General features: G+C 71.8%; 18 protein-coding genes. 4 read left to right on the forward strand and 14 right to left on the reverse strand.

From position 1 onward, the window contains the following. Window positions 1-113: 113 nt before the first annotated feature. The 9 genes from AB0N03_RS36590 to AB0N03_RS36630 form a co-directional block, all read right to left on the reverse strand. Entirely contained in the window at window positions 114-1541 is a 1428-nt protein-coding gene (locus AB0N03_RS36590) for an ATP/GTP-binding protein (protein ID WP_364381818.1), read from the reverse strand. Next, a complete protein-coding gene (locus tag AB0N03_RS36595; RefSeq protein WP_364381820.1) occupies window positions 1538-3013 on the reverse strand; it encodes an SCO6880 family protein in 1476 nt (491 codons plus the stop codon). Before AB0N03_RS36595 ends, AB0N03_RS36590 begins: the two co-directional genes overlap by 4 nt. Continuing rightward, a complete protein-coding gene (locus AB0N03_RS36600) occupies window positions 3013-4143 on the reverse strand; it encodes a hypothetical protein (RefSeq protein WP_364381822.1) in 1131 nt (376 codons plus the stop codon). Before AB0N03_RS36600 ends, AB0N03_RS36595 begins: the two co-directional genes overlap by 1 nt. 7 nt (window positions 4144-4150) lie before the next feature. Further along, the gene (locus AB0N03_RS36605; protein WP_364381823.1) at window positions 4151-4453 is read right to left on the reverse strand and encodes a hypothetical protein; all 303 of its coding nucleotides are present in this window, start codon (window positions 4451-4453) and stop codon (window positions 4151-4153) included. Further along, window positions 4453-5229: a hypothetical protein gene (locus AB0N03_RS36610; RefSeq protein ID WP_364381825.1), complete on the reverse strand. Its 777-nt coding sequence runs from the start codon at window positions 5227-5229 to the stop codon at window positions 4453-4455. The genes AB0N03_RS36605 and AB0N03_RS36610 overlap by 1 nt, the downstream gene beginning before the upstream one ends. Continuing rightward, the gene (locus tag AB0N03_RS36615) at window positions 5222-6334 is read right to left on the reverse strand and encodes an NlpC/P60 family protein (RefSeq protein ID WP_364381827.1); all 1113 of its coding nucleotides are present in this window, start codon (window positions 6332-6334) and stop codon (window positions 5222-5224) included. The genes AB0N03_RS36610 and AB0N03_RS36615 overlap by 8 nt, the downstream gene beginning before the upstream one ends. Further along, a complete protein-coding gene (locus AB0N03_RS36620) occupies window positions 6334-6954 on the reverse strand; it encodes a hypothetical protein (RefSeq protein WP_364381829.1) in 621 nt (206 codons plus the stop codon). The genes AB0N03_RS36615 and AB0N03_RS36620 overlap by 1 nt, the downstream gene beginning before the upstream one ends. 206 nt (window positions 6955-7160) lie before the next feature. Continuing rightward, complete coding sequence (locus tag AB0N03_RS36625) at window positions 7161-7709, reverse strand: hypothetical protein (protein ID WP_364381831.1); 549 nt, start codon at window positions 7707-7709, stop codon at window positions 7161-7163. Window positions 7710-7833: 124 nt separating this feature from the next. After that, on the reverse strand, window positions 7834-9066 hold the full coding sequence (locus AB0N03_RS36630) for a helix-turn-helix transcriptional regulator (RefSeq protein ID WP_364381832.1): 1233 nt from the start codon (window positions 9064-9066) through the stop codon (window positions 7834-7836). 596 nt (window positions 9067-9662) lie between these two features. Here AB0N03_RS36630 and AB0N03_RS36635 point away from each other — a divergent pair. Then, the gene (locus AB0N03_RS36635) at window positions 9663-12779 is read left to right on the forward strand and encodes a BTAD domain-containing putative transcriptional regulator (protein ID WP_364381834.1); all 3117 of its coding nucleotides are present in this window, start codon (window positions 9663-9665) and stop codon (window positions 12777-12779) included. Continuing rightward, window positions 12776-16420 (forward strand): BTAD domain-containing putative transcriptional regulator, encoded by a 3645-nt coding sequence (locus AB0N03_RS36640; protein ID WP_364381836.1) that lies wholly within the window; start codon window positions 12776-12778, stop codon window positions 16418-16420. Before AB0N03_RS36635 ends, AB0N03_RS36640 begins: the two co-directional genes overlap by 4 nt. 63 nt (window positions 16421-16483) lie before the next feature. On the opposite strand, the gene AB0N03_RS36645 is transcribed toward AB0N03_RS36640, so the two are convergent. The 3 genes from AB0N03_RS36645 to AB0N03_RS36655 form a co-directional block, all read right to left on the reverse strand. Beyond that, entirely contained in the window at window positions 16484-17098 is a 615-nt protein-coding gene (locus AB0N03_RS36645; protein WP_364381838.1) for a response regulator transcription factor, read from the reverse strand. Between the two features lie 116 nt (window positions 17099-17214). After that, window positions 17215-18285 (reverse strand): zinc-binding dehydrogenase, encoded by a 1071-nt coding sequence (locus tag AB0N03_RS36650; RefSeq protein ID WP_364381840.1) that lies wholly within the window; start codon window positions 18283-18285, stop codon window positions 17215-17217. 115 nt (window positions 18286-18400) lie between these two features. After that, on the reverse strand, window positions 18401-19204 hold the full coding sequence (locus AB0N03_RS36655) for an acetoacetate decarboxylase family protein (protein WP_364381842.1): 804 nt from the start codon (window positions 19202-19204) through the stop codon (window positions 18401-18403). A 287-nt stretch (window positions 19205-19491) separates the two neighbouring features. Between AB0N03_RS36655 and AB0N03_RS36660 the strand changes: the two genes are divergently transcribed. Next, entirely contained in the window at window positions 19492-19749 is a 258-nt protein-coding gene (locus AB0N03_RS36660) for a hypothetical protein (protein WP_364381844.1), read from the forward strand. A gap of 171 nt (window positions 19750-19920) precedes the next feature. Here AB0N03_RS36660 and AB0N03_RS36665 read toward each other — a convergent pair whose 3' ends face one another. Then, window positions 19921-20349, reverse strand: a complete 429-nt coding sequence (locus AB0N03_RS36665) for a hypothetical protein (protein WP_364381846.1) — start codon at window positions 20347-20349, stop codon at window positions 19921-19923. A 40-nt stretch (window positions 20350-20389) separates the two neighbouring features. On the opposite strand from AB0N03_RS36665, the gene AB0N03_RS36670 reads away from it, so the two are divergent. After that, the gene (locus tag AB0N03_RS36670) at window positions 20390-20797 is read left to right on the forward strand and encodes a hypothetical protein (RefSeq protein WP_364381849.1); all 408 of its coding nucleotides are present in this window, start codon (window positions 20390-20392) and stop codon (window positions 20795-20797) included. 198 nt (window positions 20798-20995) lie between these two features. On the opposite strand, the gene AB0N03_RS36675 is transcribed toward AB0N03_RS36670, so the two are convergent. After that, window positions 20996-22066 (reverse strand): zinc-binding dehydrogenase, encoded by a 1071-nt coding sequence (locus AB0N03_RS36675; protein ID WP_364381852.1) that lies wholly within the window; start codon window positions 22064-22066, stop codon window positions 20996-20998. Window positions 22067-22114: the final 48 nt, after the last annotated feature.

A 22114-nucleotide genomic window follows, 5' to 3' on the forward strand; every position in this document is an offset into this window, starting at 1 on the left:
CGCGCGGTTGTTCGGCTGACTCCGAGGCGAGTTTTGACAGGTACTGTCCGCGAACCGCTCACCGGTCGCGGTCAAGCCGATCCGGTACCCGAGGCAGCCTCACGCCTCGCAGATCACTGCCGCCCGGTGAGCGCGGCGTCGGTCTCGGTGAGCCGGACCTCGGTGGGCGAGCGGACGTGCTGCACCAGCAGCGGGGCTTCCGAGCCGATCTTCGCCAGGAACGTGCCGCGCCCCAGCCCCATGATGGTGTCCTCGGTGCCCGCCGGGAGATCGTAGAGCTCGACACAGGCGAGCGCGTCACTGCGCAGTGACTGGCCGAAGATGAACACGGTTTCGGCCTCCTGCAGCAAGGACCGGGCGGCCGAACCGGCCGGCAGGTCCGACACGTGGTGGAACCCGGCCAGCGTCGCGAGTCCCAGGCCGCGCGCGAGCTTGGTGTTGCGCTGGAACACCCGGCCGAGTGCGCCCTGCGCGAGGTGCCAACCCTCCTCGACGATGTTGACCGTCTGCATCAGCTGCTGCGACCGCTGCGCGAGCATGTTGGTCTGCCACGTGTTGATCACGGTCATCACGATCCGCAGAGCGGGGCCTTCCGCAGGCAGGCTCGAGATGTCGAAGTGGACGAGCCCACTGGGGTGGTCGAGCTGGACGTCGGCGGAGGTTTCTTCGTCGACCAGGCCGGCGAGGTCCTCTTCGATCATCCGCTCCAGCGCGAACGCCGGGTCGAAGCCCCACTCCCGCAGCTCCCCTGCCGGAACGCCGATGCTTTCCGCGGCTTCGCCGGCCGGCTGGACCAGGTGGTGGACAACGTCGCCGATGACTGGGACCCGGCCCCGCTCGTGGGCGTCCCGTGTGGCGGCAAGCAGGGCGATCCGCAGCGCTTTCCCCTCGCGTTCGGTGACCCCGCGCCCGAGAGCCTCGGCGAGCACGGCGCGGAGGAGCATCATCTGGCCGGTCGGCCGCCCCGCGGCCCCGCTCCGCCGCCGCGGCTCGCCCAGCGCGATCACCGGGTCGAGCACGTTGAGCCTGCTGCCGGTGCCGTCGACGGTGAACCGGATCGACGGCGCTCCGACCGCGCGCGCGAGCGGGGTGTATTCGCCCTCGCCGGCCTGGGTCTTCTTGTCGAGCACGACGACGCGACGGTCGGCGAGCAGGAGCTGGCGAAGAGTGCCCCAGGTCTTCAGCAGCGAGCTCTTGCCCTTGCCGACGTCGCCGACCACAGCGACGTTCGGCGCCGATACCAGCTTGTCCGCATAGGCGATGAAGGGGTCGTGGCACACCAGCTGGCCGGAAAGCCGGTCGGTGCCCAGGATCAGTCCGCGGTGGGTCGTCGGCGGCGAGGACAACGCCAGGTTCAACGCCTCGGCCTGCCGCGTCGTCGACCTTGCCCCGGTCTCCCGCGGCTCGTACCACCCGGCCCGGTCCAGCCACCGGACGCGCCGCGAGTCGCCGCGGCCCTTGCCCGGCGGCCGCGGATCGGCCGCCGGGGCCGCCGTCCGGCGCGAAAGCTCCTCCGAACCAGCCTGAGCCCGGACCGTCATCGGCCCACCGCCATTCCCCGCCCCAGCGGATAGGTGGCGATCGCCGCGGCGTCGTGCCAGGTGTCCTGCCACTCCAGCCGCCCGATCGCGCAGTTCGCGGCCGCGTTCGCCACCCGGGTGGAGACCCGGGCCAGTTCCGCGGCGTCAGCGGCGGTGACCGAAAGGGACATCGTCCAGTTGACCCCGTGATGGCCGCTCCCGGGCGTCAAGTCGTCGAGCCGGCGCCGGGACGCCGACAGCAGCATCTCGTCCGTGCCGTCGCCGACCTGTCCCTTGGCCACCGCGTTGTGCCGGCTCGCGCCGTCCACCGCGACGTCGCGGACCGCTCGGGCCCGGGCGATCCGGGCCGGGACGAACTCCATCCGCACGCTCAGCGTGCGGATCACCGCGGGGTTGACCTCCACCAGCAGCGGCGCGAGCCAGTGCGGCCCGAGCGGCACCGCGGCGACCGCCTCCGGCGGAACCACCGCCACCCGGTGCAGCCACTTGTCGTTGACCGCGACGTGGCCCCGCTCCGCCTGGTAGTCCTGCCAGCAGTTGCTCCAGCGGACGCCCTCGTGCTGGTCCACCGGGTGGCCGGGGTCCTGCATCGACCGCAGGACAGCGCAGGTCCGCTGCTCGCCGAGCACCCGCGGCCGGACCAGGTCCGCCCGGCTCACCAGGTCGGCCAGCCGGGCCAGTTCTTCCCTCACCAGCCCGGCCCAGCCCGTCTCGCCGTAGCCGTAGCGACGCGCGGCAGCCGCGAACTCGCCGGTCAGCGGGAACCGCGCGACCAGGTAGTTCCGGTGCTGTTCGGCGGTGTGCGCGGTCAAGTCGATGAGGTCCTCGTACGAGCGGACGAGGGATTCGATGCCCGGCCGGCCGGCGACCCGGGCGGCGACGAACGCGCGGTGCCGGGCGGGGTCGTGCGGCAGGATGCGGTTGATCTGCTGGAGGCCCCGGATGAATGAGCCGTCCCGGGCCAGCTGGGACAGCATCACACCGTACCGCGCCGACGCCGCCTCGAACTCGGCGATGGGCCGCAGGCGCTGCGGCTGTCCTTCGACCTCCATGACCACCGACAGGTACGGCGCCTCGCCGGGATTGGCGTGGTGGAGCACGAACATGTCGGCGTGCGGGGTGCCGGCGAGGTCCAACGGCGCGGCCCGGCCTACCGGCGGGGGCAGCATCGGGGCGGCGGCGCCTTCGGAATCGGCGCGGTAGGCCGTCACTCCCCGCCACCGGCGCAGGACGAACCGCCAGTTGCGAACCCAGCCGGCCGCCGGTGAGCGCTGCCCGTTCCACGGGTACAGCACGGCCACGCCGAGCGCGAAGACGCCGAGTCCGGCGATGGTTCCAGCGATCCCGCCGATGCCCAGCCACAGCCAGAGGGCGATCAGCACGGTCACCCCGAGCGCGCCGCCGGTCCGGCCGTCGATCTTGCCCAGCAGCCCCCGGCCGGCGATCTCACCACCGAGTATCGACGTGCGCATCAGACCATCCCCTTCGCCGGCGGGGCGATCGCCCCGGTCTGCCCGGCTTCGTCCAGGTGAGTATGCCGGGCCGGTCCCGGTGGTTCCTCCGGCCGGCCACGGTCGCGCTGCGGGGTCTTCCGCTCCTGCTGCCCACGTTCGTAGGCCTCCTCGATCGTGCGAGCCGGCCCGGCCAGCCCAGGTCCCGTCCCGGGGAACGGCGACGCGAGGAAGGTGATCCGGTCCGGCGACGCGACTACCGAACCACGGATCCCGACCGGTGCGTGTCCCGCGGTCTCGGCGCGGGACGCGCTTTCCCGCCCCCCTCCGCGGAAACTGCGCACGAGCAGAAGCGGTCCGGCGCTCGAGACGAGCAACGCGACCGCCAGCAGGCACAGCTGGATCAGCCCGGTGACGCCGGTCGGTTCCCCACCGGCCGCGCCGAAGGCGCCAAAAGCGGCGGCCAGCAGCAAGAAGAGCGCCGGCTTGGCGAACACCATGCCCAGCCACAACGTGGGCAGCCGCAGCGCCTTCAGCCGCCACCGCGGGTGTACGAGCATGCCCCAGCTGACGCCGGCGATGATCCCGGCGACCGGCAACCCGATCTTTTCCACGGCGAGGACGAGGAATATGCCCAGCGCCCCGGCCACGATCAGGAGGGACACGAGCAGTCCGACGAACGTACCCCCGGGCAGCTTGTCGGCCGTCATCCCGGCGATGGTGTCCACCCGGGAGCTGGTGTCCCCGATGGTGGCCGCCCCCCAGCCGGCGATGCCCTGGGTGACCGCGTTCGCCGCGTCGAGCACCAGCACCCCGATCGCCGGGGAGAAGGTGATCAGGAAGACCGCCGCGGGCAAGTACTTGAACAGCGACTCCCGCAAGTCGTCCCGGCCACCGCGGCGCATGCTGTGCACGACCGCGAAGACGGCCGAAAACGCCATGATCACCAAGCCGATGCCGGCTGCCGCGGCGTACTGCGCCAGGAAGCCGGGCGATGCCGGGTCGACGCTCGTTTCGGCGCCGAGACCGGTGAGCACCTGCTTGACGAGGTCGAACGCCGAAGCGTGCACCGAGTTGGCCAGCTCGTCGAGCGGAGTCGACGGGTCGGTGACGAAGTCTGCCGCGTGTAAGTGGTCGCCGATGCCGGGCACGGGTACCTCAGAACACAGCCAGCACGGCGCCGAAGATCAAGCCGAGGCTGGTCAGCACGCCGAGGCCGACCACCGATCGCTTGAGCGACGCCGAATGGTCCGCGACCGACGTGTGGTAGCCGTGCCGCTTCGCCGACTGCAGCTCCAGGGTCGCCCGGATCGTGCCGAAGGCGAACACGACAAAAGCCAGCCCCCAGACACCGCCCAGGAGCTTCTTCCACGCTGAGTTGAATTCGACGCCGAAGACGTCGAAGTTGGGGACGACCCCGTCGAACGGGTTCGGCGACTGGGCGAGGAAGTGGACGATCATCAGCTCACGGCCTTTCCGTAGTCACGGACATCGAGGGGCACGATCCGGCGCGGCGTGGCGCGGGACCGGGCGGCGGTGGGCTCGGACCGCCCCAGGTCTTCCAGCGCCCGCACGGTCGCCGTCGCGAGCGGCTGCCAGTGCGCGTGATCGTCGGTGGGAACGGTGTCCCAGGGCAGTTTGACGCGCACGACCTGCACCATCCGTGCCGAGAAGTGCCGCACGATCTGGCGGGCGAGCTTCCTGTCGCGCCCGGTCTGGATGGCCACGACGACCGCCGCCGAGGCCAGCTCCGCCCGGCCTTCGGTGGTCAACCGGTCCAGGAGCCACCAGGCCGCGCGCACCGCCTGGATGTCGTCCGGCACCGGGACGACCAGCTGATCGGCCGTCGCGGTCTGCCGCCGCCAGTCAGCGCCGCTCAGGTCGGAGGGCATGTCCGCGATCACCAGGCCGGCCGGCCGGCCGTGCTCGGTCCCGTTCCACAGCTGCACATCAGCGTGCGTGGTCCGGAGCACGCTGTGCAACATGCGCGCCACCAGGCTCTTGCCGGCCCGAGGCTGCAGGTTGACGACGGCGACCAGACCGGACAGTACGGGCTTCGCGGCGACCTCGGGTTCGGCCGGTGCAGGCGGCTCCGGCTTGCTTTCGGCCTTCGGCTTTCGCGCCGGTGCACGCCGCTCGGCCCGAGGCGGTTCCGGATCCGCCTGCTCGGTCAGGATGATCGGCTTGCTGAGGTCGATGGGCTGCTCGACCTCGTAGCCCGGCGGGTTTTCATGCATGCTGATCGGGCCTTTCTCCTGGGATTGGCCGGACGGCTTCCGAGCGGAAGTCACCGCCGGTGCGGACCGCGGAGACCCGCACTACATCGCCGCTCTGCGGCGCCTCGACCATGTAGGGGGAACCGCCGACGACGCCGAGGAACATCGCGACATGGTGCACGGCGGACCCGTAGAACAGCAGGTCGCCGGGCAGCGCCGCCGGCCACGGCAACACCGTTCCCCCGCCCGACAACTGGGCCTGGGACGTACGGGGCAGCGAAACGCCGACCTGCCCGTAGGCGTAGACCATGAGGCCGCTGCAGTCGAAACCCACTTTCGCGAAGTCGCCGTGCGCGTCGGCCACCCCACCGTCCCGGATACCCCGCGAAGGTCCCATTGTCGTGCCACCACCCCAGGCGTACGGAGTCCCGAGCCACGACAGCGCGGCGGCGAGCGCGCGGGCCGCTTCGGGGGTCGGCGCCCGGACGGAGCCGGTGATCCCCGCGGAGGGCGGCAACTCGACCTCGGCCCCGTTCGTGCGGATCGGGGTCGGCCCGCCTTGACCCGTCGCGCAGCTCATCGCCGCCGTGCCGTCGTAGAGGACGTCGGCCAGCGACTCGGCCAGCGGCCGCCACGGCGCGTACTTCGCCGCGCCGGCGCCACTGGCCTGCACGACCTGCCCGATGTCGGCGTTCGACCGCGGGTCCGAGTCGTAACCCGGCACCCGGGCCGACAGCACGGTGAAGAACCCCTTGGCCGCCATGCCGGGATCCGTCCGGTCGTAGCCGACGTAAGCGTTCCCCGGCCCCGGAGCGATCTGCTGGAAGGCGCCGGTCGCCCGGCCGACGACGACCGTCGCGTCGAAAGTAGACTCCTGGCGGGCCACCTGCAGGGCGATGACGGCTCCGCGTTTGGTGACGGCCATCCCCTTGGCGGTGGCGACGACGCGCTTCGCCACGTCGAGCTGGGGCAAGGTGAGGGCCGGCGGCCCGGCTTCGCCGGCGGCGACCGAGGGCACGGCCAGGCCGGTGCAGTTCAGCGCCTCCGCGCGATCGGGGCGCGGCAGCAGCAGAAGCAGGCCCAGCACGGCTGCCATCGCTACGACGAGCAGGGTGCGAAAGCGCATCAGCCCGCCTCCACCTGTTCGTCGACCAGCCAGCGCCCGTCCGGTTGCCGGACGACCCGCCGCACCGACTGCACCGGTCTGTCTTCGAACGCGGTGCCCGACGCCGAGTCGACGCGGCGCGCCGAAATGATCAGGTACGCGACTTCCGCGCTGTGCGGGGCTTCCGGGCTCTCCGTGGCGGTGATCCGGTCGCAGGCACTGATCAGCTGCTGCTCTCGCGCCGATCGGTAGGTGTTCTCATCGTCGCCGTCCCGGCGATCCGCGCGCGCCGCGGCGGCCGTCTGGAATCGCGCGGCACGATCGAGGTTCGCGTTCATCGGCTCGCGCCAGTCGACCGCGCACCACTGGCGCAGCCATTCGACGCCCACCGCCTGAGCGGTGGCGAAGACCGCGGGATCGCCTGGCGCCGGCGGCGTCGCCGGTGAAAGTGGCGGGACGACCGTCACACCGGATTGCGCGGGTGACCGTGGCGCCACGGTCGTCACGGGCACCCGCGTCGTGGTTCCGGCCGGTCGCTGCTGCGCGGAGGATCCGGCCGGGGCGCCGGAGGCGGCCGGTCTGGCGGTACACCCGGCACAGCCGACGGCAGCGAGCAGCACCAGAGGCAGAACCAGCCGCATCGCTTTCACCTCCGAAACACAGCAGTGGACTTTCGCAGTCTGCGGTGCGCCGGGGCCGGCTGCCCAGCGCTGCTCGCGATCCGTGTCCGAAGAGCGAACGGCTGGGGTGCGCCGGGGCAGAAAGCCACCGGCCGGCGGCGGACTTCGCCCGTGACCCGGGCCGGTGAATCGTGAGGGGCGCCGCCGCCCTTCGTCCATTCCGATTCTCAGCATTCCCGGGCGCGCCGCAACCGCTGGCCCGGGTGCCAGAATTCCCCCAGCGCACTGGTGATCTTGACCTCTTTCAGCTGCGCGGGAGCGCCCGGCCAGATCTGCAGCAACGCCTCCGCCTTTCCCGGCGACCGGAAATCGGAGTCGTTCGCTGTCGTGCCGACTCCCCGCACGTGGTAACGAATGCGGTAGTCCCCGGGGCCGGCGGGCAACGGGGTGAGTTCGCAGACCAACGCGCGCGACCAGTCCAGCACCGCCGGATTGCCGGTCGCGGACGGATAGCCGAATTCGACCACGTCTTCGAAGCAGTCGACCACGTCGACCGGTTCCTCGCGGTGCATCTCCACTGTGACACCGGCCACGCTCGCACAGGAGGGGAGCTGCAGTTTCAGCTTGCCCGCCGACGCGGTGACCATGCCCGACCAGGTGGACACCCGATGATTGATCAGCGAGGTGTCCTCGCAGATGTAGAAATACGGGTACTCGGCATCGAGCTCATACTCCGCGCGCCCCGGGCAGGCCGGTGCGCTCTCGCTGGCAGACATGAACATCGTTTTTACCCGAGCGCCACCTTCGCGCCCGCGCCCGTTCACGCGCGGGAGACTTCCGTCATCGCCTTCTGCCCGAACAGCACACCGCACTGGGAAAAGGACGGCCGCGGTCAAGCGGTCACCGCCGTCGCGGCGCACCGCCTTTCAGCTCACGACGGCCGGAGATCTGCAGCTTCCGGTAGACGTTGGACAGGTGGAATTCGATCGTCCGCACCGCGAGGTACAGGTTTTCAGCGATTTGCTTGTTGCTGTAACCGGCGCGCGCGAGCTCGGCGATCTTCGCTTCCTGGGCGGTCAACGCCCCGGGTGGGGTGGGCTGCGATATTTCGTCTCCGGCGGTTTCGATCTTCGCCGCGAGCCGTTTGTTGCCGATCTGCCGCGCCCACCGCCCGGCTCGCTCGAGTTCACGTTTCGCCGCCACGCTGTCGCCGGTCCGCGTGAGCCGAAGTCCCAGCTCGTACGCGGCCGTGGCCAGTACTACGCGGGATTGACCCACCTCCAGCAGGTCGATCGCGTCGGCGAGCAACGCCTCGGCGGCACCGGTGTCGCCGGTGACCGCCCGGACGTACAGCGCCCAGCCGACGTAGATCGGGGAGCCCCACGCCAGCGCGGCCACCTGCTCCTGCGCCGCCAGGCTCGCGGCGCGGTCGGTGCGGCCGACGGCCCCCGCGGCCAGCGCAGCCATCCCCCGCCGGTGAAACACGGCGAAGTGGGCCGACACCTCGGTGGCGGGGAGGCGCAGACAAGCCGCGAAGTTCTCGGCCGACTCGTCGAACCGGCCGGCCTCGAGGTGCACCGCCCCGCGGGCGGCGAGCAGCAAAGAGCGGGTGAACGCCGGCTCCCCGTCGAAATCCGCTCCGGCGAGGACCGCCTCGGCGCCCGCCACTTCGCCGGCCGCGGTGAGCACATCGGCGAGGAAAGGCGTCGCGAGAGCGCGCGCGAACGGGGGCGCTTCCTCGGCGTTCAGCGGCTCCAGCGCCTTCCGCGCTCCACTCAGGTCACCGACAAGCCTCGCGTGCTGCGCCCGCAGCACCACCACCAGTTCGGCGGCGTGACCGCGACCGACGTTCTCGAGCCTGCGCAGCCGGGCATCCGCCGAGATCAGTTCGCCGGCGCACAGCAGGACGCTCACCGCTCGCCACATACATCGCGGGTGCGCCGAGCAGGGGCCGGCGTCGAGCGCGAGTTCGGCGTTCCGGACGGCGGCCGGCCGATCGCGGCCGTACCTCAGCAAGGCGAGCGCTTCCGCCGCCGGGCAGTCACCCTCGTGCGCTTCCGGGACACCCGGCCAAGGGATGACGAGCTCAGGAAGTGCGCAGTCGCCTCCCCGCTTCGAACGGTCCCCGTCCACACCCACCCCTCGAGCGTTCCGCCCCCAGGCGCTGTTCACATCATGCCACCGCACGGGCGCCAGGCCCCGGCTGAACCTCACCGCAGTGCCGTCGTTCCGGTGGTTGACACCGATATAACAACTACGCTGCGTAGTTGAACTTCAAATCAAGGCCCCAGAAGCGGGACATTGAGAATCTGTTGAGACGCATCGAGCAAAGTCTTGAGGAAACCGGTGGATCCGGCTCCATGAACACCCTTCGGATCGGACACCACCGGACGGAACCTCTCCCCTGAACCCCGCACCCATCGCCAATGCCTAAAGTAATCGATTGCTCACCCTCGGCGACCAACGGTCCCAGTTCGGCAGTTCTCCGCGCTGCACAGGGCTGGACGACACCGCTGAACCCTCGCAAAGGACGCAGGAATCCTCAGGTCAGCGGCCCATCCTGGGGGGAAACCACAGTATCCCTCTTCAGATGCGTCCTACGCGGTGTAGTCGACCGATCATGGAATCAGACCAGCACTAGCCGCTTTGAGTGAACCACTTACCCCCTATCGCACACCAGATCCTATGGGTGACCACGTTCGGCAACTTCCAGGAGTACCTCGGAGGCGATGATGCGGGTGCAGCTCGAACTCTTCGGGCCGGTCCGCGCCTGGCGTGACGGCGACGAAATGGCCCTCGGCTCGGCGCAACGCAGGGCGTTGCTCGCCGTCCTGGCCCTGAAAGCGAACCAGGTCGTCACCCGTTCGGAGCTGATTGACGCCATTTGGGGGGAAAACGCACCCGCAAGCGCCAACGGCAGCATCTATACCTACGTGTCTTCGCTCCGCTCGGCGCTCGACCCGGATCGCACGCACGGCGGCGGCGCCGAGGTGCTGACCTCCACCGGCCCCGGCTACTGCCTCCGGGTCGACGCGGAAGCGATCGACGCCGTCCGGTTCGAGAGCCTCCGCGACCGGGCCCGGCTGTGCCAGCGCTCGAACGACTTCCCGGGCGCGCTCGCGGCACTGGAGAGTGCCTTGCGCCTTGCCAAGGACGAGCCGCTGGCCGGTCTACCCGGTCCCTACGCCGCCACCCAGCGCGAGCGCCTGCAGGAACTGCGGCTCGAGCTGGTCGAGCGGCGGGCCAGGATCATGCTCGACCTGGGCGAACACCAGCAGGTGCTGACCGAGCTGCGCCCGTTCGCCTCCCCGCACCCGATGCGGGAAGGGCTGCAGAGCATCCACCTGGTCGCGCTCTACCGGTGCGGGCACCGCGACGAAGCGCTGCGGCTGTTCGAGCGGCTTCGAGCCGACACGATCGACGAGCTCGGCACCGAGCCGGGCACCGAACTCACCCTGCGCTACGAGCAGGTGCGGGGCGACGATCCGGCGCTGTGGCGCGACTTGGCCGACGCGTCGCGCGCGCCGGCCACCGTGACGCAGCCTCCGGAGGCCGCCCGCGCGGAGTCGTTCGCCGGCAGGGACTGCGAATTGCGGACCCTCCGGTCGGCGCTCGGCCGGCTCACCGCCGCCGGCGGCGGCACCTCCGTCTGGCTGGACGGCGAACCCGGCATCGGCAAGTCGGCGCTGGTCTCCGTCGCGCTGGCCACCGCGACGGGGTGCACGGTCGCCGCGGCCAGCGCGGATGTGCTGGGCCGGGACGTTCCGCTGCAGGTCCTGCTCGACTGCCTGAAGGTCACGACGAGCTCACCCGACCCGCGCCGGAAGGCGGTGGCCCGGCGGATCCGCGAGCTGCGGCTCGACGACAGCCGGTGCCTCGCCACGGCGATGGACCTGGTCACCGACCTCGTCGGGACGATGTGCCGCGAGCGTCCGCTCGTACTGGTGCTCGACGACATTCAGTGGGCCGACACCGCCAGTCTCGACGTCTGGCGGCGGCTGGCGGACGAGTGCGCCGGGTTGCCGCTGGTGCTCCTCGCGGTGGGCCGGCCGGTGCCCGGCCGGCACCGGCTCGACGATCTGCGCCGCGAGCTCGCGACGCGCGGAACGCGGGTCCACGTCCTCGGCCCGCTGACCGACGACGAAGCCGGCCGGCTCGTCGGCGGCCTGCGCAGCGCCGACCCCGGACCCGAGCTGCTCGAGCTCACCCGGACGGCCGCCGGGAACCCCTTGTTCATCCGCGAGATCATCCGGGGGCTGGCCGGGAGCGAGGCGCCGGAGCCCGCGGTCCCCGAAGCCCGCCCCGCCATCCCTCCGGCGGCGCTCGACGCCGTGAGCCGCCGGCTGGGTTTCCTGTCCGCGGCGGCCACCGAAGCGCTCCGCTGGGCCGCCCTGCTGGACCGGTGGTTCGCCCGTGAGGACCTCGCCGTGGCGCTGGGCCGGCCGGCCGGCGAGCTCGACGACGTCCTGGCCGAAGTCGTGGCCGTCGGCCTGGTCGTCCGGGCCCAGGGGAAACTCACCTTCCGGCACCCCGTCGTCCGGGAGGCGCTTTACGCCCGCACTCCCGCGCCGTTCCGCCTCGCGCTCCACCGGCAGCTCGCCGAGGCCCTGGCCGACGCCGGCGCTCCCGTGGAACGCGTCGCCTTCCAACTGCTCGCCGCTCCCCTGCCGGTGGACAAGTGGCAGTGCGAGTGGCTGACGAGTGAGGTCTACCGCCTGGCGGCCCGCTCGCCGCTGTCGGCAACACGGCTGCTGCAGCGGATCAACGTCGCCAACAACGTCCCCGCCGCCCTGCGCGACAGCATCGCGGTCGCCACGGCGCGGATCACGCTCTGGCTCGAGCGCGACCTGGCCATCGGCACCAACCTGCTCGCCGCCCAGTCGCAGGATCCGGCCGTGGTCGCCGAGCTGCGCTGGCTGCTCGCCTACTCGCGCCTCGTGCGCGGCAACGTCGACCAGGCAATGGCACGGACCCGGGACGCCCTGCGCGACCCCGCCACCCCGGAGGACTGGCGCAGTGTGCACACCGCCCTGCTGGCGCGGGCGCGGGTCGGCTGGTGGCCGATCTGCACGTCCGGTCCCGAGGAGGTGCGGCCGGCCGTGCCCATCCAGCGGAGGTCGTCCGGCACCGACCCGGCCGACAACTTCTGGCGGGGCCATTGGGACACCACGCTGGCGCAGCTGACCGAACACCTGCAGGGCGGCCCCGCCCTCGCCCGGCACCCTCTCGGCCGTCCCACCGCGATGCGGCGGCTCAGCGGCGTCGCCGCGGTCATCGCCGCCCACCGCGGCCGGCCGGACGACGCACGGGCCCATCTGATGTCCGTCTGGGCGCTGGCCCCCGCCGGCGAGTTCGGCACGGACGGCACGGAGTTCATGCTCGCCGCCAACGCTTTGCTCGCCGAGCTCCGGGGAGAGCACGCGTTCGCCTTCAGCCTGCTCTCCGGCATGGTGGAGCTCGATGACCCGGTGGTCTGCCCGTGGATGCCCGACCTCGTCCGGCTGGCCGTGGACCGGCACGAGCACGATCACGCCAAACTGGCGACGCTGCTCTGCGAACGCGCCCCGGACCAAGAGGTCGCCGCTCTCCGGTGCCGGGCGTTGCTCGACGACGCACCAATCGCCGCCCTCACAGCCGCGGCCCGGGCGCGCGAAGCGGGCAACCGGTTCGCCGAAGCACAGGCGATGGAGGACGCCGCCAAGCTCTTCGCCGACGCCGACCGGCCGGTCAAGGCCGCGGCGGCCCTGCACGTCGCGCTGAACGCCTACCACGAGCTGGGCGCCGTGCTGGACGCCGAACGAGCCGGGCAACGGATCCGGCAGCCGCGTACCGGGGTGCGCCGATGAACGAACGCCGGTTGCGGGTCGACGTGCTGGGCTCCCTGCACGCCCGGCTCGGCGACGACGAGCTCGTGCTCGGCCCGGCGCGGCAACGAGCGGTCTTCGCCGCACTGGCGACCCGGGCCGGCAGCACACCGATCACCCGGGGCGAACTGATCCAGGCCGTCTGGGGCGAAAGCTCACCGGCGAGCGCGGACGGCAGCATCCACACCTACATTTCCGGGCTGCGGCGCGTTCTGGAGCCGGACCGGACCCGGTGGTCGACCGACGGGCTCCTGCTGTCGGACGCGGCGGGTTACCGTCTGCGCCTGGCCGGCGAAGACCTCGATCTGCGGGTGTTCGCGCAGCTGCGGGAACAGGCTCGGACGCGCTGGCGCGACGGCGACGCCGCCGGGACCGTCGAAGCACTGGACCGCGCGCTGGCCCTGTGGCGCGGAGAGGCGTTGACCGGCGTTCCCGGTCCCTACGCCGAAGCGCTGCGGGAGAACCTGGCCGGGAAGCGGGTGCTCGCCCTGGAACTCCGCGCGGAAGCGCTGCTGAGCCAGGGGCGGCACGAAGACCTCGTCCCCGAACTGACCGTGCTCGTGCGCGAGCACCCCCTGCGCGAACCGCTGTGGGGACTGCTGATGACCGCGCTGCACCGCAGCGGGCGCACCACCGAGGCCCTCGACACTTTCCGCGGCGCCCGCGAGGTCCTGCGCAGCGAACTGGGCGTCGTCCCCGGCCTCGAGCTCACCCGTGTCCACGAGCAGATCCTGACCAACGATCCGGCCCTCACTCCGCCCGTCCCCGAGGTCGGCGAAGGCCTCTTGCGGGTGTTTCCCGGGCCGGTCGCCCACGCCGTCGCCGGCCAAGCGGGCCGACAGGCGGCCTGCCGCGGCCGCGAGCCCGAGGTCGCCCGGCTGCGGCAGCTGACCGACGACGTCCTGGGCGGTGCCGGGCGGACGGTCTGGATCGAGGGCGAACCCGGCATCGGGAAGTCGGCGCTGCTCTTCGCCGCGCTGGCCGACATCGCCGACCGGGGCTGCCACGTCGCCTGGGCCGGGGCCGGCGAGCTGGGGCAGCCGTTCCCGCTCCAGGTGATCACCGAGTGCCTCGACCTTGCCGCCGACGAGCCGACGCCGGCGACCACCGATGCCGACCCGGTGGCCGCGACCGCGGACCGGATCCTGACCTACGTCGACCAGCTCTGCGCCGCCGCGCCGCTGGTGATGGTGGTGGACGATCTCCAGTGGGCCGACGAGGCCAGCGTGCTCATCTGGAACCGGCTGTCGGCGGCCGCCCGCCAGCTGCCCCTGCTGCTGATCGCGACGTCCCGGCCGGCCCACCGCCGGGAGGACCTCGCGCAGGTGCGCCGCGCGGCGGAGCTGCGCGACCTGGAACTGATCACGCTGGGTGCCCTGCTTCCCGCCGACGCCGAAGCCCTGATCGAAGATGTCGTCGGGGCACCTCCGGACGAGCAGCTGCGGGCACTGGTCGAGAAGGCCGCCGGCAACCCCCTTTACCTCCGCGAAGTGACGACGGCGCTGGTGCGCGAGAAGTCCGTCGAGATCGTCGGCGGCGTCGCGAAAGTACGCGACGACACGGACCTGGCCGCGCCCGAGTCGCTGCTCGGCGCCGTGACCCGCACGCTGACACAGCTAGACGAGTTCACCCGGGAAGCCGTGCGCCGGGCCGCGGTCCTCGGTATGGAGTTCGGCTTGGCGCAGGTGGCGACGATGATGGGAACGGTGCCGTCGGCGTTGCTCGGCGCGTTCGGCGAAGTGCTGGAGCTGGGCATCGTCGTGGACGCCGGGACCCACCTGGCGTTCCGCCACCCGCTGCTCCGGTGGGCCCTGTACAACGAAATCCCCGGAAGCGTGCGGGCGGCGTGGCACCGCCGGGCCGCCGAAGCGCTGGCGGACACGGGTACCGGGGTCGAGCACGTGGCCCAGCAGCTCGTCGCCGTCCCCGCGGACGTGGACGACTGGGTCATCGGCTGGCTGGCCGATCACCACGCATCCCTGGCGACCCGGGCGCCCTCGATCGCCGCCGCGCTGCTGCGACGGGTCCTGGACGAGTGCGACGTGGCCGACCCGCGCCGGGAAGCGCTGCTGGCCGCGAACGTCCTCGTGTTGTTCCGACTCGGGCAGGAGCCGCTCGAGCCGGCGAAACAAGCCATGGCACTCAGCCGGGACCCCGCGCGGACCGCCGAGATGAGGCACATCGCCGCGGCGATCACGCACCGCGCCGGCGACACCGAGGCGGCTGTCGCTCTGTTGCAGGGCAACGATTCGCCGGAGACCCCGCCCCTGTGGCGCGAACGGCGGCGCTCGCTCCTGGCCAACTTCAGCCGCGGCAGCCTCGACGACCTCCCCGCGGCCACGCGGAACGCCCGGCGCGCTCACCGCGCCGCGCTGGCGGCCGGTGAGCCGTACCCGATTGCCCACGCCCTCCAGACCTTGTGGCTGATCAAGTCGATCGAGCGGGACCACCCCGGGGCGCTGCGGTATATCGATCGCGCCATTGAAGCCGTCGAGGGTCACACGGATCAGGCCGGGCTGTACTTCGACCTGCTCGACAACCGCATGTTCACCCTGCAGAACCTCGACCGCGTCGCGGAGGTGCCGGCGGCGCTGCGCACCGCCTGGCGCGCGGCCGCGGCGTATTCGCAGCCCCATGGGCTGCAGGTTTCCTCCGCCGTCCACGACTACTGGATCGGCGACTGGGACGACGTGCTGGTGCAACTGGACAGCGTCACCGAAGACGGCCCGGCGATCACGTTCCACGGGCTCCGCGAACCCGGACCGGCCGCGTTGCTGCTGCACGGCCTCGCCGCGCTGGTCCACGGCCGGCGGGCCGAGGCTGAACAGGCGGCCGCGCACCTGCACGCCGCCGAGGAACACCTCGCCGTCACCGACGCCGAACGGGAAAACTGCGACTTCCTCCTCGTCGCCCGCGCCTTGCGGGCCGAGCAGCACGGCAAGCCGAAACAGGCCATCGACGTGCTTTCGCCGATTCTGGATCCGGCCTACTCCCCGATGATGCTCCGCCACCAGTGGCTGCCCTGGCTGAGCCGGCTGGCGCGCGAACACGGCCGGGCCGACATCGCGGCCGCGGCGTCGGCCGTCTGTTGCGAAGAAGCGGGCAAGGAGGTCCTGCCGGCGCGGGCGACGACCGCCGCGCAGTGGTGTGAGGCGCTCGTCTCGGGGGAGCCGGAACTGCTGCAGCAGGCGATCGAGCACTACGGCAAAGTGGGCCGACGGACGGAACTGGCGTCGGCGCTCGGCGACGTCGCCGTTCTCCTCGCCGAAGCGGACCGCCGGGCCGAGGCGCAGGCGGCGGTGGACGACGCCGTCGACCGGCTGAACGAGCTCGGTGCGGACTGGGACGTGCGGCGCCTCACGCTCCGGATGCGGGCGTTCGGTGTCGAACCCCGCAGATCCGGAGGACGGCGCGCGGCGAGCGGCCGGTCCGCACTGTCACCGGCGGAGCTCGAGATCGCCGGCCTGGTCGGCCGGGGCTGTTCCAACCCGGAGATCGCGGCGGCGCTGGCCATTCCCCGCCGCACGGTGCAAGCGCACGTCACCCGGGTGCTGGGCAAGCTCGGCCTGGTGTCCCGCGACGGACTCGCGGCGCTCACCGCGGACCGGCCGGCCGGCCGGTAACCGCCTCTTTTCCCGCCCGGGTCCGACCTGGCCGGCGCCGGACCTCCCGGCCCCCGGACTCGATCAGATCACGCCCGCGCGCATGGCGTAAGCGACCGCGTGCGGCCGGTTCCGCAGGTTCAGGCGGTTGGTCAGCCCGTAGACGGTGTTCTTCACGGTCCGCTCGGAATAGCACAGCTTGTCCGCGATTTCGGCGGTGTCGCACCCCTCCGCCATCAACCGCAGCACGTCCACTTCGCGCGAGGTCAGCCCGGCGGCGCCCGGACCGGAGGAAGCCGGTGCCTTGCGCTGCAGCTGCCGCACGCTGTCGAGCAGGTTTCCCAGCACGTCGGTGGCGAGCCGGTCGCGGCCGGAGATCACGGCCTCGGCGAGCCGGTCACCCGAGGTCCGCGAGCGGGGCAGCACGGCCACCACCCGGCATTCGACGGCCGCCAGGATGTCGTTCTCCCGCAGCTCGCCGACCAGCAGCACCTTGGGCACACCAGGCGGCACGCCGTCGCCCCGCAGCTCGGCGACCACCTGCGGAGTCACCCGGTCGAGGTAGGCGACCAGCATGTCCTGCCCGGTCAGCTCCCCCGGCTCGACCACGGCCAGCTCGGCCCGGCTCTGCAGGAAGCTCGTGAGCCCGGCGCGCATGATCGGGTCGGTCGTCCATACCGCAACGCGGACCGGTTCCATCGTGGCCTCCTACCCTCGCACTCTGTGCAAAAGCATCAGGCAGCGGACTTCACGATCTCTCAACGCCCCGGTCGGGTGGCACTGACCAGCGGCAAGGCGCCTCAGGCGGCACCCGGTCAGGGGCGCAGGACGATCCGGATGGGATTTCCTTCGTGCTCGCGCAGCCGTCGCACGCCTTCGGCGACGTCTTCCAGGGGGAGGACGGCGCTGAGGGAGCCGGAGACGTCCAGCCGGCCGCGGCTGACCAGTTCGACACACTCTTCGAGGTGTCGCACGCGGTAGCCGGTGTGACCGATGACCGTGTGCCGGTACCGGACGAAGTGGATTCCCTGCCCGACCGACACCGGGTCGGGGCTGATCCCGACCAGGACCAGGCGACCTCGGTGGCCCAGCGCCCGGTCGGCCTGGGTGCCCACGCAGTCGAACGCCGCCCGTAGGCCGCGGCCCCCGGTGATGTCCGCGATCCGGCCGGGTGTGGCCTCGTCCGCCGGGTCCAGCACGTAGTCCGCGCCCAGCGCCAGCGCGCGCTCCCTGGCCGCGGGCAGCGGGTCCACCGCGACGATCGGCGAGGCCCCGCAGATCCGGGCGAGCTGCACCAGGTGCGTGCCCAGGCCGCCCAGTCCCCAGATCCCGACGGACTCCCCGACCCGCAGTCCCGCGGTGTCGATGGCACCGTAGGGCGTGGACACCGCGTCGGCCAGCACCGCGGCGTGCTCGAGCGACACCGAGTCCGGTACGGCCACCAGCGTGGTCGCGTCGGTCCGGACGTACTCCGCCCAGGCACCGTCGTAGTGGAACGCCATGACTTCGAGTGACTCGCAGGAGCTGGTGCCGCCGCCGCCCTGACACTCGTGGCAGCGCCCACAGGCGCGGCCCGCGCCCAGCACCACGCGGTCTCCCGGACGCCAGTGGCTCACCTCCGCACCGACGGCGGCCACGGTACCGGACGCCTCGTGCCCGGGCGTGATCACCGGCAGCCGCGCGGGGATGTGCCCGTCGAGCTGGCTCAGATCGGACTGGCAGATCCCGCAGGCGGCGACGCGGACCACCACCTCGCCCGCGCCCGGCCGCGGAACCGGGACGGTGCGGACGGCCAGGGTGCCGGTGGCGGTGTCGAAACGTGCTGCGCGCATCGTGGCCGGGAGGTCGTCCGTGGAGTCCACAAGGGAGCTCGTCGGAGCGGTCATCGCGAAACCTTCCTTGGTCTGGAGTGGACGGTGCCCATCTGTCCGGAGTGCACGGAGAAGCGCTCCTCACGGCGGTGGGAGCGTCAGTCCCCACCGCCCGGCGCGACCGAAAAGGTCAGCTCGCGCGCATCGGGTGCGTGCGCACCAGGTAGGTCGGGGAAACGAGACCCACCGGCAGGGGCAGCTTTCCGACCCGCATGTCGACCCGGCGGAAGTGCCCTTCCAGCGGCGGTCCGGAGACGATCGTGTCGAGCGGGTCGGTGAAGGTACCGCCGACGGTCAGCGCCACCTCGGCCGCGCGCATTTCCCGGGGTTCGTCCGTCGTCTTGAAGGTGACGAGGCGGGGCACGGACAGCCCGAGGGTGCCGAGCACGTTGCGGAACGGCTGGTTGAAGATCGGCGGCAGCGAGGACCGCGGCCCGCGCAGGGTGCCGTGCAGGCTCAGCAGCTCCACACCGCGGCGGCGCACCGTGGCCCGCACGCTGTCGCCGTTCTCCTCCCAGCCGATCTCCGCGATCTTCTTCGGGAAGCCCAGTGTCTCGCGCCCGCCGATCATGGCGGTGTCCTCGTCGACCACGATCCACGGGCAGTGCGCGGCGCGGAACGGCCCGTGCTTGACGTTGAGGAAGATCGCCGCCTCACGGTACACGCTGTTGAAATTCGTCCAGGGATAGTCGGCGACGAACAGCAACGCGGTCGAGTCCTCGGCCATGCGCACACCGGCCGGCAGCAAAGCGTCGCACCGGGCCCGGTCCACCGGCACCGTCACGGAAAGGAACTTCGCGTCCCGGTACTTGATGGTCTTGGAGTTCTGCCTGCGTCGGATGTCGGCCATTCCCTCCGCGAGCGTGAAGCTCGGCCGCGCGTCCTTCGGCGCGACGCCCTCCTCGGACATCTGCACCAGCTGCTCCTTAGCCATTGTTCCTCCTGTTCGACCTCTGTCGCTGCAACAACTACCGTCCGCGGCACGCGACGGAGATCACTGCGCGGCGTCCGCACGCGCAATGGGGGAAATCCTTCACAGGGCTTGGCGGTTGGTCAGCCGGTGACGGCGGCTCTCTTCGCGGTGCCGTCACCGGCGATGCCCCTTGAGGCGCAAGAGCTGTCCGGAAGCCCCCGGTTCGGCGCCGGAAGGCGCGTCGAAGCCAACCATGGATGTGCCGGCCCCGCCGCCGAGGCGGGGCCCGGGCCGGGAAGGAGCACGTCATGGACACCGGCACCTTGACCGATCGTGAACGCGCAATCTTGCACGCGGTGGCCGCCGGCCGCGCCGAACTGCTCGTCAGCTGTGCGCCAGACCTGCGGATTGACGGTGGGTGGTGTGATCACACCGCCGTCACCCGGCTGGTGCTGGACGGCTGGATCCGGCCGGTGCGCCCGGCGGCCGCCGGGGAGCTGGTTCCCGCCCAGCTGACCGACGCCGCGGCCGGCGCCCTCGGCGGCCGGTGCCGGCGATCTGCCTGAGAGCGCGGAAGTGCGCTCGAGGGGACTTACCGCATCGCCTGCAGTGAAGGTTTCCCTCGGCCCAGCTCGCCCCACCGCGGGATGGGCGGTGCTCCCCCCGCTGCTTCGCCGGCGCGAGGTCGGAAGCCGGTGGCTCCTCCAGGATCGTGGCACGGATGGCGCCCGGCTAGACTAGGCGAGCACCGCCTTGAGCGTCAGGGCGAGCCCGGCGCTGGAGATCACGGACCAGGTGCCCTCGAGGATGAGCACACCCCACTGGTGCCCGGCAGCAGCAGCGCCGCGCCGATCTGCACGCTCCGACCGGCCGCGGTACCCGGCTGCCGCGACCGCGCCCGGCTGTGCGTGACCCGCGAGTTCGTCGGGGAACTCCCGGAACGGAACATGCAGCCGCTGTACCGGCGCGCCGGGGTGCGTCGCGTTGTAGGCGTTGACGAGCTCCTGGTATTCGGCGGAGACCGGGCTGTGGGGCTCGCTCTCGTGCAGCCAGGACAGCCGCCGGCACAGCGCTCGGTAGATACCGGTCGACGATGTCGGGTTTCCCCGCCCGATAGTGTTGCAGGGCCTGCTCGGACCGAGTCCGCAGCCGGGACTCGTGAACATCGCCACCCTCGGTGCGCGGGCGCGCCGGGTACCGCAGTGAGTGGCCCTGAAAAGCCCGTTCGGTGCGGATCATCGAGGGGAGCAGCAGGGCGTCGACGACCGCTTCCGGTCCGCTGCCGGCATCACCGCGCCGGTACCGGGCGAGCGCCCGGGCCAGACCGGTCATTTCCGGCGCCGTGAAGCTGGTCATCTCCGGTGTTCCCCCGACCTCCCGCATCCGTTCGTCGATCTCGGCCCGCGAGGGCAGGAAGTCGGGGAGGCCGGAATAGATGGCGGCGAAGACGTCCCACATGCCGTACCACCAGAACACGATCTGGGCTTCGCGCTGGGTGACGTCGGGCACGAGCAGGTGCCCCGCGGGCAGGCGCTGGCGACGGATGCGCTCGAGAGCCTCGTCGCGGGCGGCGGGTCGATCGGGACCCCGTCGAGCAGCAAGAACCGGGTGTAGGATTGCATGAAGTGCAGCTGTGTCGGCTGATCGCCCTGGGCGGCCTGGAAGCTTTCCTGGTGCAGCTTGCGCGCGTGGCGGCGGAAGGCCGGGGCGACGGCTGTGTCGTCGGTCATGGCAGCGGATCTCCAAGGTGAGCAAGGAAAAGGGGACGGCGACCCGCGACTCACCGGGGCCGAGCTCGTCCACGACCTCCGGTTACGGCCGCAGCAGCACGCGGAGCAGATTGCCGTCGTACTCCCGCATCCGCTGCAGTCCCTCGGCGACCCGTGCGAGCGGCAGCACCGCGCTGATCGACGTGGACACGTCGAGGCGGCCGCGCTCGACGAGCTCGACCAGGTCTTCGAGGTGCTTGACCCGGTAGCCCGTGTGCGCGATGACGGTCTGGTTGTTGCGCGTGAGGGCGAACTCCGGCCCGGGTTCGGACATGTCCAGCGAAGTGCCCACCAGGACTAGCCGGCCCCGTTCGCCGAGCACGGCGCGTGCCTGGTTGAACGACCGCGCTCGGCCTGCGAAGTCGAACGCCACGTCGAGCCCCCGCCCCTTGGTGATCGCCTTGATGTAGGACTCCAGGCGAGCGTTGGCGGGGTCCAGGGCGATGTCCGCCCCGCGTTCCAGCGCCAGTTCACGAGCCGCCGGGCGGGTGTCGAGGGCGATGATCGGGGACGCGCCGCACACGCGCGCCAGCTGGACGAGGTGCGTGCCCAAGCCGCCCAGTCCCCACACCCCGACGGCTTCCGCGGGGCGCAGCCGCGCGGTGTCGATGGCGCCGTAGGGCGTCGAGACCGCTCCCGAAAGGACGGTGGCCTGCTCCAGCGGGATGGAGCCCGGCACGGCGACCAGCGACGTCGCGGTCGTGACCGCGTATTCCGCCCAGGTGCCGTCGTAGTGGATCGCCATCATGCGGAGATCGGTGCACCCGTTGGCCCCGGCGCCCACCCGGCAGGCGGCGCACTCCCCGCACGGCCGGCCGGCGGCCATGACCACGCGGTCGCCCGGCGCCCACCGCTCCACTCGGCTCCCGACGGCCGCGATCACCCCCGCGGCTTCGTGTCCCGGCGTGTAGACCGGCAGCCGGGGCCGGACGACTCCGTCGATCCGGTGCACGTCCGACTTGCAGATACCGCAGGCCGCCACCTTCACCACGACCTCGTCGATGTCGGGCACCGGCGTCGGCACCTCGTCGAGGGTCAGCGTGCCGGCCCCCGCGTCGAACCGGACCGCCCGCATGGTGGCCGGCAGCCGCCCCACGTCATCCTTCATCGCCATGGCGATTTCACCCGCGGACAACGGCCCGGCCGGGGGGACATCCGCCGG

Origin of the sequence: Amycolatopsis sp. NPDC051061, from assembly GCF_040682935.1 — a bacterium.
Classification (GTDB): Bacteria; Actinomycetota; Actinomycetes; order Mycobacteriales; family Pseudonocardiaceae; genus Amycolatopsis.

What these genes read in the sequence shown, in the direction of transcription:
- AB0N03_RS36595 (WP_364381820.1), bottom strand. Translation starts at nt 3,013, where the DNA reads ATGCGCACGTCGATACTCGGTGGTGAGATCGCCGGCCGGGGGCTGCTG.
- AB0N03_RS36625 (WP_364381831.1), bottom strand. Translation starts at nt 7,709, where the DNA reads ATGTCTGCCAGCGAGAGCGCACCGGCCTGCCCGGGGCGCGCGGAGTAT.
- AB0N03_RS36660 (WP_364381844.1), top strand. Translation starts at nt 19,492, where the DNA reads ATGGACACCGGCACCTTGACCGATCGTGAACGCGCAATCTTGCACGCG.
- AB0N03_RS36675 (WP_364381852.1), bottom strand. Translation starts at nt 22,066, where the DNA reads ATGGCGATGAAGGATGACGTGGGGCGGCTGCCGGCCACCATGCGGGCG.
- AB0N03_RS36640 (WP_364381836.1), top strand. Translation starts at nt 12,776, where the DNA reads ATGAACGAACGCCGGTTGCGGGTCGACGTGCTGGGCTCCCTGCACGCC.
- AB0N03_RS36665 (WP_364381846.1), bottom strand. Translation starts at nt 20,349, where the DNA reads ATGTTCACGAGTCCCGGCTGCGGACTCGGTCCGAGCAGGCCCTGCAAC.
- AB0N03_RS36650 (WP_364381840.1), bottom strand. Translation starts at nt 18,285, where the DNA reads ATGACCGCTCCGACGAGCTCCCTTGTGGACTCCACGGACGACCTCCCG.
- AB0N03_RS36590 (WP_364381818.1), bottom strand. Translation starts at nt 1,541, where the DNA reads ATGACGGTCCGGGCTCAGGCTGGTTCGGAGGAGCTTTCGCGCCGGACG.
- AB0N03_RS36620 (WP_364381829.1), bottom strand. Translation starts at nt 6,954, where the DNA reads ATGCGGCTGGTTCTGCCTCTGGTGCTGCTCGCTGCCGTCGGCTGTGCC.
- AB0N03_RS36645 (WP_364381838.1), bottom strand. Translation starts at nt 17,098, where the DNA reads ATGGAACCGGTCCGCGTTGCGGTATGGACGACCGACCCGATCATGCGC.
- AB0N03_RS36605 (WP_364381823.1), bottom strand. Translation starts at nt 4,453, where the DNA reads ATGATCGTCCACTTCCTCGCCCAGTCGCCGAACCCGTTCGACGGGGTC.
- AB0N03_RS36615 (WP_364381827.1), bottom strand. Translation starts at nt 6,334, where the DNA reads ATGCGCTTTCGCACCCTGCTCGTCGTAGCGATGGCAGCCGTGCTGGGC.
- AB0N03_RS36655 (WP_364381842.1), bottom strand. Translation starts at nt 19,204, where the DNA reads ATGGCTAAGGAGCAGCTGGTGCAGATGTCCGAGGAGGGCGTCGCGCCG.
- AB0N03_RS36610 (WP_364381825.1), bottom strand. Translation starts at nt 5,229, where the DNA reads ATGCATGAAAACCCGCCGGGCTACGAGGTCGAGCAGCCCATCGACCTC.
- AB0N03_RS36635 (WP_364381834.1), top strand. Translation starts at nt 9,663, where the DNA reads ATGATGCGGGTGCAGCTCGAACTCTTCGGGCCGGTCCGCGCCTGGCGT.